Source organism: Ruminococcus albus AD2013, from assembly GCF_000526775.1.
GTDB lineage: Bacteria > Bacillota > Clostridia > Oscillospirales > Ruminococcaceae > Hominimerdicola > Hominimerdicola alba_A.
Genome location: NZ_JAGS01000001.1, coordinates 329,977 through 348,168, shown reverse-complemented (window position 1 = coordinate 348,168; position 18,192 = coordinate 329,977). Strand labels below are relative to the sequence as shown.

Annotated in this window: 17 protein-coding genes; 11 read left to right on the top strand and 6 right to left on the bottom strand. The window is 44.8% G+C overall.

Annotated features, from left to right (window positions below):
* Positions 1-4 precede the first annotated feature (4 nt).
* From N773_RS0101480 to N773_RS0101470, 3 genes are read left to right on the top strand one after another with little or no spacing between them, the layout of a single operon-like run.
* Positions 5-535, top strand: a complete 531-nt coding sequence (locus N773_RS0101480) for a DUF1854 domain-containing protein (RefSeq protein WP_024856112.1) — start codon at positions 5-7, stop codon at positions 533-535.
* A gap of 17 nt (positions 536-552) precedes the next feature.
* On the top strand, positions 553-960 hold the full coding sequence (locus N773_RS0101475; RefSeq protein ID WP_024856111.1) for a hypothetical protein: 408 nt from the start codon (positions 553-555) through the stop codon (positions 958-960).
* 36 nt (positions 961-996) lie between these two features.
* Complete coding sequence (locus tag N773_RS0101470) at positions 997-3,165, top strand: ABC transporter ATP-binding protein (RefSeq protein WP_242840338.1); 2,169 nt, start codon at positions 997-999, stop codon at positions 3,163-3,165.
* Positions 3,166-3,217: 52 nt separating this feature from the next.
* Here N773_RS0101470 and N773_RS0101465 read toward each other — a convergent pair whose 3' ends face one another.
* The gene (locus tag N773_RS0101465; RefSeq protein ID WP_024856109.1) at positions 3,218-4,735 is read right to left on the bottom strand and encodes a WG repeat-containing protein; all 1,518 of its coding nucleotides are present in this window, start codon (positions 4,733-4,735) and stop codon (positions 3,218-3,220) included.
* A gap of 350 nt (positions 4,736-5,085) precedes the next feature.
* On the opposite strand from N773_RS0101465, the gene N773_RS0101460 reads away from it, so the two are divergent.
* From N773_RS0101460 to N773_RS0101450, 3 genes are all read left to right on the top strand, one after another.
* On the top strand, positions 5,086-6,324 hold the full coding sequence (locus tag N773_RS0101460; protein WP_024856108.1) for a hemolysin family protein: 1,239 nt from the start codon (positions 5,086-5,088) through the stop codon (positions 6,322-6,324).
* Positions 6,325-6,822: a hypothetical protein gene (locus N773_RS0101455; RefSeq protein WP_024856107.1), complete on the top strand. Its 498-nt coding sequence runs from the start codon at positions 6,325-6,327 to the stop codon at positions 6,820-6,822.
* 220 nt (positions 6,823-7,042) lie between these two features.
* Positions 7,043-7,372: a hypothetical protein gene (locus N773_RS0101450; RefSeq protein WP_024856106.1), complete on the top strand. Its 330-nt coding sequence runs from the start codon at positions 7,043-7,045 to the stop codon at positions 7,370-7,372.
* A 156-nt stretch (positions 7,373-7,528) separates the two neighbouring features.
* On the opposite strand, the gene N773_RS0101445 is transcribed toward N773_RS0101450, so the two are convergent.
* A complete protein-coding gene (locus N773_RS0101445) occupies positions 7,529-8,833 on the bottom strand; it encodes a fibronectin type III domain-containing protein (RefSeq protein ID WP_024856105.1) in 1,305 nt (434 codons plus the stop codon).
* 326 nt (positions 8,834-9,159) lie between these two features.
* Between N773_RS0101445 and N773_RS0101440 the strand changes: the two genes are divergently transcribed.
* Entirely contained in the window at positions 9,160-10,227 is a 1,068-nt protein-coding gene (locus tag N773_RS0101440; protein ID WP_024856104.1) for a branched-chain amino acid aminotransferase, read from the top strand.
* A gap of 90 nt (positions 10,228-10,317) precedes the next feature.
* Here the strand turns inward: N773_RS0101440 and mgtE are convergent, their stop codons facing one another.
* Positions 10,318-11,685: a magnesium transporter gene (gene mgtE / locus N773_RS0101435; protein ID WP_024856103.1), complete on the bottom strand. Its 1,368-nt coding sequence runs from the start codon at positions 11,683-11,685 to the stop codon at positions 10,318-10,320.
* Between the two features lie 494 nt (positions 11,686-12,179).
* On the opposite strand from mgtE, the gene cdaA reads away from it, so the two are divergent.
* The 4 genes from cdaA (at position 12,180) to N773_RS0101410 (ending at position 16,615) form a co-directional block, all read left to right on the top strand.
* Positions 12,180-13,061, top strand: a complete 882-nt coding sequence (gene cdaA / locus N773_RS0101425; RefSeq protein WP_024856102.1) for a diadenylate cyclase CdaA — start codon at positions 12,180-12,182, stop codon at positions 13,059-13,061.
* Positions 13,049-14,395, top strand: coding sequence for a CdaR family protein (locus N773_RS0101420; protein ID WP_024856101.1), 1,347 nt, complete (start codon positions 13,049-13,051; stop codon positions 14,393-14,395). The genes cdaA and N773_RS0101420 overlap by 13 nt, the downstream gene beginning before the upstream one ends.
* A gap of 61 nt (positions 14,396-14,456) precedes the next feature.
* Positions 14,457-16,043 (top strand): NAD(P)/FAD-dependent oxidoreductase, encoded by a 1,587-nt coding sequence (locus N773_RS0101415; RefSeq protein ID WP_024856100.1) that lies wholly within the window; start codon positions 14,457-14,459, stop codon positions 16,041-16,043.
* 14 nt (positions 16,044-16,057) lie between these two features.
* Positions 16,058-16,615: an HD domain-containing protein gene (locus tag N773_RS0101410; protein WP_024856099.1), complete on the top strand. Its 558-nt coding sequence runs from the start codon at positions 16,058-16,060 to the stop codon at positions 16,613-16,615.
* A 41-nt stretch (positions 16,616-16,656) separates the two neighbouring features.
* Here the strand turns inward: N773_RS0101410 and N773_RS0101405 are convergent, their stop codons facing one another.
* From N773_RS0101405 to N773_RS0101395, 3 genes are all read right to left on the bottom strand, one after another.
* Entirely contained in the window at positions 16,657-17,034 is a 378-nt protein-coding gene (locus N773_RS0101405; RefSeq protein ID WP_024856098.1) for a metal-dependent transcriptional regulator, read from the bottom strand.
* A gap of 232 nt (positions 17,035-17,266) precedes the next feature.
* Positions 17,267-17,524, bottom strand: coding sequence for a hypothetical protein (locus tag N773_RS0101400; protein ID WP_024856097.1), 258 nt, complete (start codon positions 17,522-17,524; stop codon positions 17,267-17,269).
* A 24-nt stretch (positions 17,525-17,548) separates the two neighbouring features.
* Positions 17,549-18,076, bottom strand: a complete 528-nt coding sequence (locus tag N773_RS0101395) for a helix-turn-helix domain-containing protein (protein ID WP_024856096.1) — start codon at positions 18,074-18,076, stop codon at positions 17,549-17,551.
* Between the last annotated feature and the right edge of the window lie 116 nt (positions 18,077-18,192).

The window sequence follows — 18,192 nt, the reverse complement described above, 5'->3', positions numbered from 1 at the left end:
AAACATGACTAACAGCGAAGAGTTATACAAGGTCGATGAGCTGAACCTCCTCGACTGTAAAAAGATACATTTCACACACGAAAAAAGCGGATTTCTGACCCTTGAATATGATGGAAAGACCTACCGAAAGACCGACCCCACAAGGCTTATACCTTTCTTTTCAAAGACAACATACATAAGCCTTTCATATGAAAATGAGGAGAAGGAATTCAGGGAGATAGGTGTTATCAAGGATATGGCTGACCTCAGTGAGGAACAATACGGTATACTCGACAGTTATCTGAAATACAAATACTTCATGCCCGAGATAGTCAAAATCTACAATATCCGCGATAATATGCAGGGGTCAATATTCGTGAAGTCGCTGACGACTTCGGGAGAAAAGACCATATGCGTGAAAGACTGGTATCAGAATTTCCGTATGCTTTCGGATAACTATCTGTATGTAAATGATGCAGACGGCAACAAATATTTCTGCGAGGATATACAAAAGCTTGACAAAAAAAGTCTTTCAATACTGGAGATGTTTACGTAACATAAGAGGAGAAAAAAATGGAACTTGACCAGGACAAGATAAACGATATAGTAAAGGGCAATAACAGATTCCTATCCGCTTATTCAGATCCCGAACCCTACTTCATGTACAGCTTTAAGAAAAAGATACCCGATAGAGAGTTGACAGAGTATTACTACGACAAGCTAAGATACGCTGTACAGAATTCAGAAGATCTTATAAAGGGTATGTTCCGCGATGAATTCTACGACTTTTACGGTGTTAAAAAGACTGCTGTACACAGCCCCGAAGAAATGCGCGACGGACTGATATTTGAATCGTTCACGGTGGATATGGATGACAGATCGGTAGCGGTATACTTTTCAAATCCGGAGTTCATGTTCGGACATTTTATCGAGGTACACTGGGACAAGGACTGGAATTTAGTATTTTATTGGATAGACTGAAACTATATTACTCCACAGCAAAGGAGGCTGATGAACATGAAGCTTATCTTGAAGCTGCCCCCGGACGATGACAGCGGGATAGTATATTCTCTGCCATTCGGATTCACGGGAAGCGGCGATAAATGTGACGGCATATTCTCCGTTACTGAAGAAGATATAAGGATATACATTGACGGCAAGGCGGAAGAAGTGTATAAGATATCCTGCTTTACAGAATTTTTTGTCCGACGGGGAGTCGGAACTTCGATGATACAGGGAAAGACCACAGGGGGTGAGATCATCGGACTTTGCGGATTTACGCAGGAGCTTTTTCCCCGTTACGGCGAAGTTGCAAAGCTGCTTAGTCACTACATCCGTACTAATGAACTTATCCAAAACACAGGTGATGATGAACCTGTATGTCCGAAATGCGGTATGCCGCTGGAAGGAAGCAGTGAATGTGTTTTCTGCAAAAGCAAAACATCTACCATGCTAAGACTGGTAAAAATGATACTCCCCTACCGCAAGAGTTTTATAATAGCTCTTGTATGCACAGTGCTGTCACAGGCGATATGGGTATCCTATCCTTATCTGGACAGGCTGCTCATAGATAAATATATCACCCCGAAAAACGAGCATATTGCAGGCATAGTACTGATAGGCATATCAATGATGGTGCTGAAGCTTATTGAGGGCGTATTCAACTATTTCAACATGAAGCACAGCTTTAAAGTATCGCTTAACATCGGCAGGAATATACGCGAATCGGTGTTCAGAAAATCGCAGCAGCTTTCAATGAATTCAATATCCCGCCGCACGGCAGGAGAACTTATAAACCGAATATCCAACGATGCAGCTAAACTGGAGGACTTCATAACCGCAAACGGCAAGGACGCTATCGTAGATATATTCTCGGTGATAATAATAAGCATACTGCTTTTCACCATGAACCCGAAACTCGCGCTTATGGCAGTTGTACCGATACCGCTGGTACTGATGATATCCAAAAAGCTCAACGAGATAATGGCAGTAAACTACACAAGGGTATGGAAATACAGCACTCATCACGGAGAACTTCTGCACGATATACTCAACGGTATACGAGTAGTTAAGACCTACGGCAGTGAAAAGCGTGAGGCGGAACGTTACAAAGAATGTTCGGAAAAACTGGCAAGAATGAATATCCGCGCCGAGACTATATGGTACCTTACCATGCCATTTTCATGGTTCCTTATCACGGCGGGAAATTATTTTGTACTGTACTTCGGAGGAAAAGGTGTTCTCGGTGAGACCATGAGTCTGGGTCAGCTGGTACAGTTCACTACATATGTTTCCATGCTTTACGGTCCGCTAAGCTGGTTCATATATATTCCAAGAACTTTTGCGGATGCATCAGTTTCGGCGGGAAAAATATTCGAGATACTTGACGAGCGTTCGGAAATTATGGACAAGGAAGATTCGCAGGAGATAGATATAAACGGCGATATCGAATTCAGGGACGTAAGCTTCGGCTATAAAGCCTATGACCCTGTTCTGAAAGAGATATCCTGCAAGATCAAAAAGGGTGAAATGATAGGCATCGTGGGACATTCGGGTGTGGGAAAATCCACCATGATAAACCTTATCATGCGCCTGTATGACTGCACCGAAGGCGAGATAAGCATTGACGGTGTGCCGATAAAAAATATCGCCCAGAACAGTCTGCGTTCGCAGATAGGTGTGGTATTGCAGGAAACTTTCCTGTTTGACGGCAGTGTTTACGACAACATAGCTTACGCCGACCCGACGGCATCTTTCGAGGATATAATCCGTGCAGCCAAGACGGCGAACGCTCACGATTTTATAGTGAAACTACCCGATGGATACAATACAAAAGTCGGAAACAAGGGCTTTCAGCTTTCGGGCGGTGAGCGCCAGCGTATAGCCATCGCAAGGGCTATACTCCGCGACCCGAGGATAATGATACTCGATGAAGCGACAGCTTCGCTTGATACCGGAACAGAAAAACAGATACAGCAGGCACTGGATCGTCTGACCGAGGGCAGAACGACTATCGCCATAGCACACAGGCTTTCAACGCTTTCAAGCGCGGATAGACTTTTTGTACTTGACAAGGGCAGACTTGCTGAAACGGGTACTCACAAAGAGCTTATGAGCCAAAAGGGAGTATACTACAAACTGGTAATGGCACAGCGCGAGACAACAAAGATGAGATCTGCTGTGTAAATAAAAAGCGACCGACGGCACTTTAACGCCGTTGATCGCTTTTTTCTGTATTTCAATGAAGAATGGCCACGTGTTCAGGAGGGTATATGAACTCAAACATATTGTCACATATCTTTTCACCCTTGCTGTCGATCACTGTAAATTCATTTCTGGAGATCTGTACAAATGCGTAGCCATCTGAATAGAATGGTGATGCATACTCGTAGATACCGGGAATATCTGTCTCACCCTTATAATTTATGTAACCGTAGTTACCGTTTAGCTCGTATACCAGATGCTTTTTATCTTCACCGAACATTAACATGTCATACTGGGGTTCAATGATGGTCTTGCCCTTTTTATCGATGACACCGTAAATATCATCATTATCACGTTTGGAATATGTGCTGACGATCGCTACTCCGTTATGGAAGTTTCTTGCGGATTCGTACTGAGGAGATACTACGTATTCGCCCTTTTTGTTGATATATCCGTATTTTATGGAATTCTTGCCTTCAATACCCACAGAAGCAAGGCCTTCAACAAAGGCACCCGCTTTGTCAAACTGGAGATTGATTATACATTCGCCTTTCTTGTTTATGTAGCCGTGCTTCTTACCGATACCTACTGCCGCGATACCGTCAGTGAAATAATCTGCGCTGTCGTACTGAGTTTCAAGAACTGTCTTGCCCCTGCTGTTTATATAGATGTAATTGCCTGTTATGGTCTTCAGGGGGATAGTCTTCCAGTCCACCTTATCCTTATCACTGCCCCATTCTTCATTGTAAAAAGGACAGATGTTAATGAAATCCGGTTCGTCAAATCTTGTATCGTTGATACTCTTGCCCTTTTTATTGCACAGCGTCCAGAAATCGCCGCTGGTATCTTCTATAAGGAACATATCATATCCGATAAAGTAAACAGTTTCTTTCTTGTACTGTGGGTTGATGATATATTTTCCTTTTTTGTCGATGAAACCTACGTGATTGCCTAAAAAAACTTCTGCTATGCCGTCTTTGAAATCTGAGGCTCCGTCGTACTGCATATCTATGACGACCTCGCCCTTTTTGTTGATGAAGCCTGTAAGTTCATCACCTTCTTTTTCTACGCTGACACAGGCAAGACCTTCGGAGAATCCATAGGCACGGTCGTACTGGGGAGCAATAGCTATCTCTCCCTTTTCATTGATGTAGCCGTATTTATCATCGCTTTGGAATGGAAGAAGACCATCATTGAAAAGAGTCCTTTTGTGAGAACCGGCCGATGAGATAAGTGATACAACACCGATGATGGCTGCTGCCGCAACAACTGCCGCACCTGCAATTATGCCTATCTTCTTTTTATCAAATGGCTTTTTAACGGCTGCAACACCTGCCGCCTTAGGAACAGGTGCCTGCTGTGTGAATGCATCCTGTATAGGTGTCTCCTGAATTGGTGCCTGTGGTATAGGCGTATCCTGTATAGGTGCCTGCGGTTCAGGCTGCTGAGATATCACAGGCTGAACGGTTGTCCCACCTGCAAGCTTAGTGCCGCAGCTGGGGCAAAAGCTGAGACCATCAGCTACCTGATGACCGCAATTTGAACAAAACATAGTAAAGATCCTCCTGTCAGATGAACTTGTAGTTTAACAAAAAATTTTATTGTGGCAGAGCAGATACATAATAATGTTAACATCTTCCACAATAATTCTACATCATTATATCATATCCCACCATGTATGTCAAGAAATTTAAGTTAACGAAGTAAATTAAGTAATATTTACAGCGAAAGCATAAAATATCACAAGGAATACTCGATGGGAATTATTGGAAATGTATGTATACAATCGCTTTATACGGTCATTATTCGCGTATTTGCTTAATAATCTCTTTACTTTTGAGGAAAAGTATGTTATTATATAAAGGACACTAAGTTAACACTGAAAGGATGATCGTTTCTTTTATGGACATTGCTTTGATAGCCTTGCTGCTGATACTTTCGGCAGTATGCTCGGCTACCGAGACCGCCTTTTCCTCGTGTAACAGGATAAGGCTGAAAAAAATGGCAGACGGCGGCAGCAAAAGTGCGGCTAAGGCGCTGTACATATGCGAGAACTTCGATAAGGCGCTGACGGCTATACTCATCGGAAACAATGTGGTGAATATTGCTTCATCGGCACTGGCGACTGTGTTTTTCACCGAAAAGTTCGGTTCGGGCAGCGTTGGTATCGCAACGGCGGTAATGACGGTGCTGGTACTTATCTTCGGTGAGATACTGCCGAAAAGTCTGGCTAAGGAGAATGCGGAGAGTTTCTCTGTGCTGATGGCTGCTCCCCTTGCAGCTTTCATGTTCATAACTACCCCGCTGATATGGCTGTTTACAGGTATAAAAAAGGGTGCCGTCAAGCTGGTGGGTTCTAACAACGAATCCCCATCTGTTACCGAGGAAGAGCTGAAATACATCATCGAGGAGATCGAGGACGAGGGCGTGCTGGAAGAACAGGAATCCGACCTTGTGCGTTCTGCGTTGGACTTCGATGAGATAACCATAAGCAGTATTTTCGTGCCCCGTGTTAGTATAGAGGCAGTAGAACTTGAAGACGATATCGAGGATATAAAGGAGCTTTTCTTTAAGACGAGATATTCAAGACTGCCTGTATACGAGAAGGACATCGACCATATCATCGGTGTGATACATCAGGCGGATTTCTTTGAGATGTATGTATCTAAGGGCAAAAAAGACATCACGAAAATACTTGGCGAGCCTATATACATCACAGAGAGCAAAAAGATATCCGAGACACTTAAACTTATGCAGAAAGAAAAGGTGCATATGGCGGTGGTTGTCGATCAGTACGGCGGTACTGCGGGCATATGCACACTTGAAGATATCATCGAGGAACTCGTCGGGGAGATATACGACGAGAGCGATGAGGAGGACACTTCTTTTGTAAAGCTTTCGGATAATTCCTGTGAAGTATCGGCTGAACTTTCCATCTCGGATTTTCTGGAAAGATGGGAGCTTGACGAGAATGCCATCGAAACGGAAAGACATTCTGTGGGTGGCTGGATAATGGAGCTTCTTGACAGGATACCCGAGGAGGGCGAAAGGATATTCTCGCCTCCCTTTGAGATGGAGATACATATGCAGGACGAACAGAAGATAGGTCGGGTAAAAATAACATTTACGGAGGAAAAATAAATGCCTGTCAGGATAAAACGCCCCGAGCTGAAACCTCGGGAAAAGAGCTTTTGTGTGAGCACGCTGGTGTGCATGGTAGTATCGTTTTTATTCACGGTGGAGCTGTTCACGATGCTGAACAGGATAGTGGATACGGGAAGCAAGGTTATGACCTGCGGAGTTTTCGCGGGGTATCTGCTGTTTTTTGCAATGTGCATAGTATGTCTGTGCAAAGGAGCGATGGCTTACAAATATGAGGACAGCATGAGCGCTCTGGGAAAAAGCCTGATATACACGGTACTGGCGGTGATATGTCTGATAAATCTGAGGTTTGCACTATCCATATTATTTTCGGCTTTCGGTGCGGACAAGATAACCGAAAAGATCATCGGCACGGATCAGAAATCCTTCGTTCAGGCGCAGTACACCCCTTGGATGGCTATGCTGGCAGGACTTCTGCTGGCTGACGTTATTGGTATCTTCAGCACACTGAAGCTTGTTAAAAATCAGAAGAGATAAAAGTATCAGCCCTGCGGACGTAAAAGTCAGCAGGGCTTTTGATATGTCAGATCATAAATTGTGATGAATATCAAAAAATGTTCACATTATCCTGCGGCTGTTGTTTAAAAAATTTAAATGTATTTGCAACAATAGCGTTTCTCTTGACTTTTTGAAATATAAATGTTAAAATTTTCTTGTAAGTGCAGAATATCTGCGAAAAAACAAGGAGGTCAAGAAAATGAAAAAGTTTGTTGCAATGATAATGGTTGCAGTAATGTGCTGCTTTATGCTGACAAGCTGCGGCGACAGCAAGTATGTAGGCACATGGAAGTCCGAAGCAGAAGCAGTCGGCATGACCATCACACTGGAAAAGGATCACACTGCTAAGATGGCATTCGGCGGTGAGTCTTCAGACGACGACAAGATCGAATGGGAAGTCAAGGACAAGAAGATAATCCTCAAGGACGCTTCCGGCGATGACGACACTACAATGGAATTCGACATTGTTGACAGCAAGACTATCTCCCTTTCCGAATCTGGCGTGACCGTAAACTTCAAGAAGCAGTAATAATTGCATATACCAAAAGCCTTTCGCAGGACGAAAGGCTTTTTTATTATGCATAAAAAAACGCCCGCGGAGGGTTATTCTCTGCGGGCATTGACCGGTCATTTTTATTATTTTACCTGACGTAAAACGGTTACGAGTTCACGGATTAACCGAACATCACATCAGCTTATTATTCATAATATAATGCGAGTTATATGAGTATGGTCTGGTCTCACCGTAGGTTGCACAAACGAAATACCAGTCGCCGTCGGTGCCGTAGTTGTAGGAATCCATGACGTAGTCCTTGCCGTTTATGGTAACTTCACACCAGAAGTGCTGCCACTTGTTGCCGAGAGATGAACCGCGCCAGCCCTGTACCACTCTTGCATCATAGCCCAGATATCTCATAACGGCACATATTGTGGAATTATACTGTATGCACTGACCTACCTTGTAGTTGAAGCAGTTATCAACATGGCTCCTGTTCCATATAGTGCTGTATGCGGGGCCGTGGTTGCCATCGGCATATGAGATCTTCTTGTTGAGCCACTGAACGGTGTAATCCAGAAATTCTCCATCTGTCATATCTGAGGTATAGTGAGTATCCACAAAGCGCTTGATGGTTGCCATATCAGTATCGCTTATGGTTATGAGGGTCTTTTTCTCGGTATCCCCCTGACGGTTGCACTCGTAGTAGGTATTCTTTTTGGAAGAAACAGTGGCTTTATCAAGTCGGTCGATAAGGTACTGGCTGCTCCTCTTGTAACCGAAATCGGGTTCGGGAGCAGGGATAGCCTTGGTATTGACATTAGCAGCGGATGACCAACTGCTGTATACGGTACTGCCGTTATCTGCTTTTACAAAAGCCCTTACCCTGACGGAATACTTTGTATCGGCTTTGAGTCCTGTGATATCAAGTGAGGTGGAAGCAGAAGAAGTGACCTTCTTAGGAGTGCTCCATGAGCCGCCGCTTTTCATGTAGCTGACTTCGTAGCCGCTGCATTTTACTCTATCCCAGGAAACCGTAAAAGAAGTGGTATCGGCTGAGGTATCAACAATAATCGGAGCCGAGGGCTTGGTGCAGGCTGATATCTCGCCGCTCCTGTTGCTCATGATACGCTTGCTGCCCGACTTTTTAAAAGCAACCACATAGTACTTAAATGATGCAGATGCAGTGACCTTTTTATCGGTATATGAAGATGCTGCCGCTGAGGCGGTGCCTATCCTTACCCATGTGGGGGCAGAGGAGGACCATCTGTATATATAGTATCCCGTTGCTCCGTCTGCTTTATCCCAGTTTATGGTTATCGACTTGGCAGTGGAAGTATATACCGATCTCGCAGTGGGGGCTTTTGATGAAGATATATCATAAGCTGCGGGTGCAGAGGTCTGTACCGCCGCAGACACAGGCATTGCCGACAAGGTGCTTCCGACGGTAACAGCAGCCATAACAAGGGCTGCGGCTTTGGTCTTAAAACTCATTGTTTCATCACTCCGTTTAAAATTAATTGACTTAGTACACAAATATAGTCTATAATATACAACTTTTCCAGAGATTTGTCAAGCACTTTTTGTGAACATATATCGGAGACGGGATATTGTGTAAGATGGAACTTAGTAAAATTTGGAGAATCGTGATGCAAAAAATGCAAGCCATAGTGGTTTAATGGGGATTCTTCGTGAGCAGAGACAGTAATTTTGCAGGAAAAAATAAGAAATATTTCAAGAAATGTCATTTTACCCCTTGAAAAATCAGAGAAAGTGTATTATAATAGATACAGATCAATTTTTAAGAAAGAAGGATCACTATGGAAATCAAAATCGAACTGACCAAAACTCCTAAGGCTAAGCCTACTGACGAGACTAAGCTTGGTTTCGGTCACATATTCACAGACCATATGTTCGTTATGAACTATGATGCCGGCGAGGGTTGGCACGATGCACGCATCGTTCCTTTTGACAACATCTCACTCTCTCCTTCCGCAATGTGCCTGCACTATGGTCAGGAGATATTTGAGGGTCTTAAAGCTTACAGAACTGCTGACGGCAGTGTTCAGCTGTTCAGACCTGACGAAAACTACAAGAGAATGAACGTATCTGCTGAGAGAATGGTAATCCCTCAGATCGACGAGGAATTCATGGTAGAAGCTACCAAGAAGCTGGTCGAGATCGAGAAGGACTGGGTACCTCACACCGATGGTGCTTCACTGTACATCAGACCTTTCATTTTCGCCACCGATCCTTATGTTGGCGTAAGACCCGCAGATCACTATCTGTTCATCATAATCCTTTCGCCTTCCGGCGCTTACTACTCCACAGGTCTGAACCCTGTTAAGATCTATGTTGAGCAGAAGTACGTAAGAGCGGTTCGTGGCGGTACAGGTTTTGCTAAGACTGCTGCTAACTACGCTATCTCCCTGAAGGGTCAGGATGAGGCTCACAATCAGGACTACGAGCAGGTTCTGTGGCTGGATGGCGTTGAGCAGAAGTACATCGAAGAAGTTGGTTCAATGAATATATTCTTCGTTATCGACGGCGAGGTAGTTACACCTAAGCTGACAGGTTCGGTACTGCCTGGCATCACAAGAAAGAGTGCGCTGGAAGTATGTAAGAGCAAGGGTATCCCCTGTAGCGAGAGACGCATTACCATCGAGGAAGTTGCCAAGGCTTACGACGAGGGCAAGCTGGACGAAGTATTCGGCACAGGTACTGCTGCTGTTATCTCCCCTGTTGGCCACCTGAAGTGGGGCGACAAGGTAATGACTATCAACGACAACAAGATAGGCAAGATCTCCCAGATGCTGTATGATACCATGACAGGTATCCAGTGGGGCAAGATCCCCGATACTTTCGGCTGGACCGTTAAGATCGACTGATAATAAACTGAGCGCTTCACTTTTGTGGAGCGCTTTTTATGATATACAATATCAGCCCTCGCGGAGAAAACTCTGCAGGGGCTGTTGGTTTTACTTTATATCGAATACTATTGTTGCCAGCACGAAGAACATAAGGGTGGAACAGGTATCCACGATAGTTGTGATAAGGGGTGCTGCCATTATGGCGGGGTCGAGTTTGAGCTTTTTCGCCGCCATGGGGAGCATTGCCGCTATCAGCTTGGAGAGTATAACCGTAAGAAGTATCGCGCCGCTTACAGTGAACGCCAGCTTATAGCAGTTAACGGTAGTATCGTTATGGTAAACAAGTATTATCCTGCCTGCGTTGACTATTGAAAGTATAATTCCGCAGACGATGGCTATGCGGAATTCCTTGAATATCACCTTGAAGAAATCACGCATATTTATCTCCCCCAGAGCCATACCTCTGATAACGAGGGTGGAGGTCTGGGAACCGCAGTTACCGCCTGTGCCGCTGAGCATTGAAAGGAATGACACCAGCACGGGTACTGCCGCGAAAGCTTCCTGATAATGGTTTACCACCGCGCCTGTAAGGGTAGCGGAAAGCATCAGCACCAGAAGCCACATTATCCTGTTTTTGGCATGGGCGAAAACAGAGGTCTTGAAATATGATTCTTCACTGGGAGCAACGGCTGCCATCTTCGAGAAGTCCTCTGTGGTCTCCTCTTCGATAACGTCCATGGCGTCATCGTAGGTGATGATACCAACAAGTCGCATATCCTTATCCACAACGGGCATGGCTGCAAAGTCGTACTTAGCCATTTTTGAAGCCACAAGCTCTCTGTCCTCAAGAGTGCTCACGGTGATGATATTGGTCTCCATGATATCCTCTATCTTATCGTTCTCATCGGCTGTGATGAGATCGAGGAGGGAAAGAACGCCTATAAGTACACGGCTCTCGGTAACATACAGGGTGTAGACCGTTTCCTTCACAACGCCCACATGGCGTATCCATTCAAAAGCTTCCTTAACGGTATACTCCTTTTTCAGGTAGACATACTCGGTAGTCATTACCGAGCCTGCGCTGTCCTTGGGGTATTTAAGTATCTGGTTTATCTGTTTACGGGTCTCGGTATCAGCCGACCTGATTATCCTCGCCACCACATTGGCGGGCATTTCTTCGATAATATCAACGGTATCATCTACGTAGAGGTCGTCGATGACCTCCTGAAGCTCCTTATCGGAGAAAGCATTGATGAGCATCATCTGCATATCGCTGTCCATATAGGCGAAAACATCGGCGGCGATATCTTTGTTTAAAAGCCTGAAAAGCACGATAAGGTCGCGTTTATCGGCTTCATGGTCATCATGGAACCGCTGGAGCAGAGAAGCCACATCGGCTTCGTTCATCTCAATGAATATCCCGCGGATACTCTTGAAATCACGTTCTGTCAGCAGCTGCAAAACTTTTTCATACATATCTATCCCTCCAAAATGTCAAGGGCTACCATGCACGATCATGCTGCTGCCATGAGTCAGATCATATAAACTGCACAGGCGGAAAACGCCTTATCACGGCAGCACAGCACGTTCGGCAATTATCGGCATCGTCCACTTGTACACACTCCTTCATTAATAATAGTATCCCCTTCCATTTCGGAGGGGTAATGCTGCTTATCGCACATACATATTTATTATACGCTGATATTTTATTTTTGTCAATGATATATGGAAAATTGTACCGAAATTTTAACCATTTGGAGCTGCAAATACGGTTCGAAGAGGGTATTAAGGGCGGGAATAGTGCGTATTATCGGGCTGATACGCTTTTGTAACAAGTATGAAAAAATATTGGGAGATAAGTTACAATTTGTATAAAAATTTCAGGTGTGAAGTCTTGTACTTTTTTATGGATTATGCTATAATATTAAAGAATGTAGAGTTCATTTACTTTTTTGCAAAGGGTGTGGAATATGCTTCAGTCAATACAAGAGACCTTGAATTCTATATGGGGCGTGTTTCTCAATATACGTATAAACGATATTGTTGACATAATCATACTTTATTTTCTTATATACAACGGCATCAAGCTTATCCGTGAGACAAGGGCACAGCAGCTGACAAAGGGTATCGCGGTGCTGCTTGGAAGCTATGCGGTGGCTTACCTGTTCAATCTCAACACTATGCGCTTTCTGCTGAAACTGTGTTTTCAGTGGGGCTTTCTGGCACTTATCATACTTTTCCAGCCCGAGCTTCGGCGTATGCTGGAAAAAGTGGGACGTACAAAGATAGCAGAGCTGAGTTTCCTTAATCCGCAGGACGCGACCTCGGATGAGATGAAATGGAGCGGTGCGATAGAAGCTATATGCGACGCGGCACAGAATCTGTCATCGAGCAAGACGGGTGCGCTGATAATATGTGAACGCAAGACAAAACTGGGTGAGCAGATAGCTACGGGCACAGTACTCAACTGTACGCCGTCTGTTGCTGTATTCGGAAATATCTTTTACCCCAATACTCCGCTGCATGACGGCGCGGTGATAGTCAGGGACGGTATAATACTTGCGGCAGGCTGTTTTCTGCCAAGGCCGCAGAAAGACGAGCTGATAAACAAGCAGCTGGGTTCAAGACACAGAGCTGCTATCGGCATGAGCGAGAATTCGGACGCACTGGTAATAGTTGTATCCGAGGAGACAGGTGCTATATCGGTGGCTGAGAACGGCGAGCTTACAAGGGGATACACCAAAGAATCCCTGAAAAAGCTGCTGACTTCCTCGCTGATAACCGATAAGGAAAGCAGCTCGGGCAAAGAAAAATCTTTAGCAGGAAGGGTGTTCTCAAGATGGAAGAAGTAAAAGATAACGCCAAGAACACTCCGATATCCAAGAAGATCAAGAACATCAAAGACAAGGGCACAGACTTTTCGCTGAGGATACTGGCTTTCATTATCGCGGTGATAAGCTGGTTCATAATGTCAATAACCCAGTTCCCGACCATAAACAAGACTATAACGGGTGTTCATGTTGATTTCAATATGAACGGCACCATAGCTGAGGATAAAGGTCTGGAGGCTCTGAATTACAAGGATATTACCGTAGATGTGGAAATAAAAGGCATGAACTATGAGATAGGAACGTATACGGAAAATGATCTTATCGCTACGGTGAATCTTAAAGATGTGACAAAAGAAGGCATGTATACGCTGGATATCGACGTGAAAAGCAATCATCCCGCGGACAGATGTACGATAGTGTCGGTATCGCCAGATACCATTGATGTAGATTTTGACAGGATAACTCAGAAGACTATCGAGGTAACTGCGGAAGCTCCGCTGGTTTCGGCGGAAGAAGGCTATACTCTTAACAAGACCTCGGTGACACCTGAGGAAATAACTATCAGCGGTCCCAAAAACGAGCTTGACAAGATAGACAGAGTATCGGCAAGGATATCGAAATCCAAAAAGCTTTCGGAAGATAAATCTATGCAGGCGGAGGAACTGGTATTCTACGATGCTGACAGCAACAAGCTGGACAGCTCGAAATTCACTGCAGGAAGTGCTTCGGATTACAATGTAAAGTTCGAGATCTTCAAAAAGAAAGTGCTTAACCTGAAGGTGAATATCACTGGTGTGCCTGAGGGATTTGATACATCTTCGATACCGATGAAGCTCTCTGATGACAAGGTAGCGGTGATAACGCCGCATCTTGACGATCCCGACGAGGAGGATATAGTACTTGGTGATATTCCACTGAGCAGTATCGACCTCAAAAGAAAATTCTCCTTTAAGATACCTCAGAAGAACAAAGGTGAAGTCAATATGAGCGGCAGTGATTCAATAACCGTCAGCTTCGACAAAGAGGGTTACAGCTCTGCAACATTCACCCTAGATTCGGAGAACATAGACCTTGTAGGTACTCCAGCCGTATTCACCAGCGAGATAGAGAATGAAAAGCTGCCGAATGTGGTGCTTTACGGCCCGACCGAAGTGATAGAGAGCCTGACAGACGATGATATCCACGCAAAAGTATCACTCAGTGATATCAAGGAAGTCGGTTCATATACCAAGGAAGCAACTGTATACGCAGAGGGCAAAAAGAACGTCTGGTGCTTCGGTACAAACGAGGTGCAGATCACTGTATCCAAACCGAAAACAAACGAAAGCAGTTCTGCAGACTCTGCGATCTCATAATAAAATGATAAACAGCGGTTCGGCGCGGAAAATGTCGAGCCGCTTTTTTGGAGGTACAAAAATGCCTGTTATAGTAAATATGATAAGTTCCGCACCGGGAACAGATGAGAAAAGTGTAATTGAAACGGCACGAAAAAAGCTCGGGGTATCGCCTGCTGAAATACACGGCGCCCATATATACAAGACTTCTCTCGATGCGAGAAAGAGAAATAATATACACTATGTACATTCGGTGATATTCACCCTTGGAAGCAGTGAAGCAGAAAGACGTGTGGCGGAAAAGAACGCAGCATTTATCTATGCTGCGCCTGCGGGATTCGACCCTGTGATATCGAAGAACAAAGTCAGGGGACGTGTGGTCATCGCAGGTTTCGGTCCTGCAGGAATGTTCTGCGGACTGGCGCTGGCTGAACAGGGATATCGTCCCCTTATACTTGAACGGGGCGAGTGCATTGAAGACCGTGTGGCTTCGGTGGAAAGTTTCATGAGCACGGGAATACTCAATGAAGAATCCAACATACAATTCGGTGAGGGCGGTGCAGGAACATTCTCGGACGGAAAACTCACAACGAGGATAAAAGACCCACTTTGCAGATACGTGCTGGAGAGAATGGTGAACTTTGGAGCTCCCGAGGAGATACTCACAAAGGCTAAGCCCCACATCGGCACGGACAGGCTGAGGGGAGTTGTAAAGGCGATAAGGGAACGCATTATCGAGCTTGGGGGAGAGATAAGGTTCGGTACAGAGCTTAACGATATCGAACTGGATGGCAGGCGTGCCGAGGCTGTAAAATTTACGGAGGGACGAGAAGAAGTCTCCGCTGTTGTACTGGCGATAGGACATTCGGCAAGAAATACATTCGAGATGCTTCACAGGAAAGGGATATTCCTTGAAGCTAAGCCGTTCTCGGTTGGTGCGAGGATAGAGCACAGACAGACGGAGGTTGACAGAAGCCTGTACGGAGAGTATGCGGGAAGTCCCATGCTGCCAAAGGGCGAATATCAGCTTTCTCACCGCGACAAAAGCGGTCGGGCGGCGTACACTTTTTGTATGTGCCCGGGTGGTACGGTAGTGCCAGCTGCTTCGGAAACTAGCGGTACTGTCACCAACGGTATGAGCGTATTCGCCCGAGACGGCGTGAATGCAAATTCGGCGCTGGTGGTATCGGTAACACCAGAAGATTTCGGCAGTAAGCCCCTTGACGGTATGTACTTTGCTCGGGAAATAGAGCAGAAAGCTTACAAGGCTGCGGGCAGTTACAAGGCTTGCGCTTCAAGCGTAAAGGGATTTCTTGATGGCAAAGCAGACCTAGATACGGACATAGAACCAAGCTATTCTCTCGGAGTGACAGCAGTGGATTACGAGAAAATTTTCCCTAAGCAGGTGACAGAAATGATGCGCACGGGGCTGAAAGTTTTTTCAAGAAAGATGAAATGCTTCGGGGACGGAAAAGCACTTCTCTGTGCACCCGAAACGAGGACGAGTTCACCAGTGAGGATAACAAGGGACAAAGACAAAATGACTTCCCTTTCCTGTGAAAATCTTTACCCCTGCGGTGAGGGTGCTGGCTATGCAGGAGGAATAATGAGTGCGGCAGTAGACGGATTGAACACAGCACTGAAGATAATGGCTGAGATAGCGCCATGATATACGGAGGAAGCATGACACCGAAAGAATATCTGGAAATACTGCACACCGCAGAAAAGTTGAAAGACACCACAAGGCACTGTACGACCTCAGGAAGACGTACCGAAAGTGTGGCAGAACACAGCTGGCGGCTAGCGCTGATGGCGATACTCCTTCGCGGAGAATTTTCCGAAGCCGACATAAACAAGCTGACTGCAATGTGCATTATACACGACCTTGGGGAATGTTTCACAGGTGACATACCCACATTCAGCAAAACTGACAAAGACCGTGAGACCGAAGACAGACTTCTGAATAAATGGGTAGGTTCTCTGCCCGCGGAAATTTCTTCTTATTTCAAGGCACTGTATCGGGAGATGGAAGAACAGAAAACGATAGAAGCAAAACTGTTCAAGGCACTTGACAAGCTTGAAGCCCTGATACAGCACAATGAATCACCGCTGGATACATGGTCTGAAAATGAGCGTGAGTTAAATCTGACTTACGGTACAGATACTGTGGCTTTCTCGGAATGGCTGACAGAACTCCGAAAAGTGATACTTGACGAAACACTGGATAAACTCGGAAAATAAAAACGGCGGGGCTACACGCTCCGCCGTTGATTTTTATGAAATTATTCCACAAGACCTTTTTCTTTCAAAACCTTCTTGATAGCCGCATATGTCTCATCGCTGAGGATATGTTCAACACGGCAGGCGTCTTTGGAAGCGGTAGCTTCGCTTACGCCCAATGATACGAACAGCTTGGAAAACAGCTTATGACGCTCATACATTTTTGCAGCTATCTCCATACCTTTATCTGTAAGTGTGATGTAGCCATCCTTATCAACGAGGATATATCCGTTCTCACGAAGATTCTTCATGGCTATGCTGACGCTGGGCTTGGAAAATTCAAGTTCGTTGACTATATCGATGCTTCTTACATCGCCTTTGCGCTCACTGATCATGAGTATGCTTTCAAGATAATTCTCGGCAGATTCCTGTATTTTCAAAGCTGCACCTCCGTTGTAATTAATTATACTATATTATAACACATTTTTTTAAATATTGCAAGTGGTACAAAAGAAATATTTGGCAGAAGATTATAGCCGTCATTTTTTTTGTACTGCGCTCTTCCGATTTTTGTTAGAAATCATTATAGCACAGCGGTTAAGAAATGTCAATAAAAATACCATAGTACTTCTGACAAATGATCGGAAATACTATGGCTTGAAATTTGGATTTTCAGTTTCTGCTGAGTGCACCGATGAACATTTTTGCTGAACGTATCAGCATAGTCACACCCATAACTGCGCAAACCGAACCTATGGCGATGGAATGTTTCAGGATAACATAGATGCCTGCGGCTATCACAAATATGCTTACTGCTATGCAGAGCATGAAAAACATTGCACGGAGGATAATCCTTACCGGACGGGGTACATATCTGCTGTTAAGAAAACCGATAACAAATTCTTCTGCTATATCTATAATGAAATCCATAATGTTGTTCTCCTTTATCTATTATCAGATAAGGCTGCTGTAATAAGCGCTCAGCTTTGCAGCGGCTTTTTTTATGAGCTGTTCAGCTTTGTCATGAGCGTTTATATCTGCAAAAATACCTTGTGTTGAAAGTTCCTGTGCCTTTTTGGCAAGTTCTACTGCCCGCTGAAAAGCTGCTATGTCGTCATTCTCTGTAAGCTGTTCCGCAAGATGCAGGCAAGCACGGGCTTTCAGTGCTGTAAACTCATCGATGTAGCCGTGGGGCGGCTCCGCTTTTACTATCTCCTCATAAACGCCTGCTGCGTAGAGGTTACGAAGTTCGATATAACTCACCATACCTGTATCTGCGGCAGGTGAGGTATCGTAGGCTTCAAGCTGTATATCAAGCACTTTGCAGAGATATTCAAGGGTCTTTACCGACGGCATCGCACTGCCGCTCTCTATCTGGCTCAGCATATTTCTTGTTATGAAATCGCCTACTACCTCGTTCTGTGTCATCTTTTTTGCGAGGCGGGCTTCCTTTATAATACGGCCTATATTCTTTGCGTCCATTTGTTAGCCTCCTTTACGTGTCAATTCTGTTTACGTATACTATACCACACTTTTTATAAAATTGCAAGAGTTTCACAGAAATTTAACATTTAGATTTACATTGATAGAATGAGATA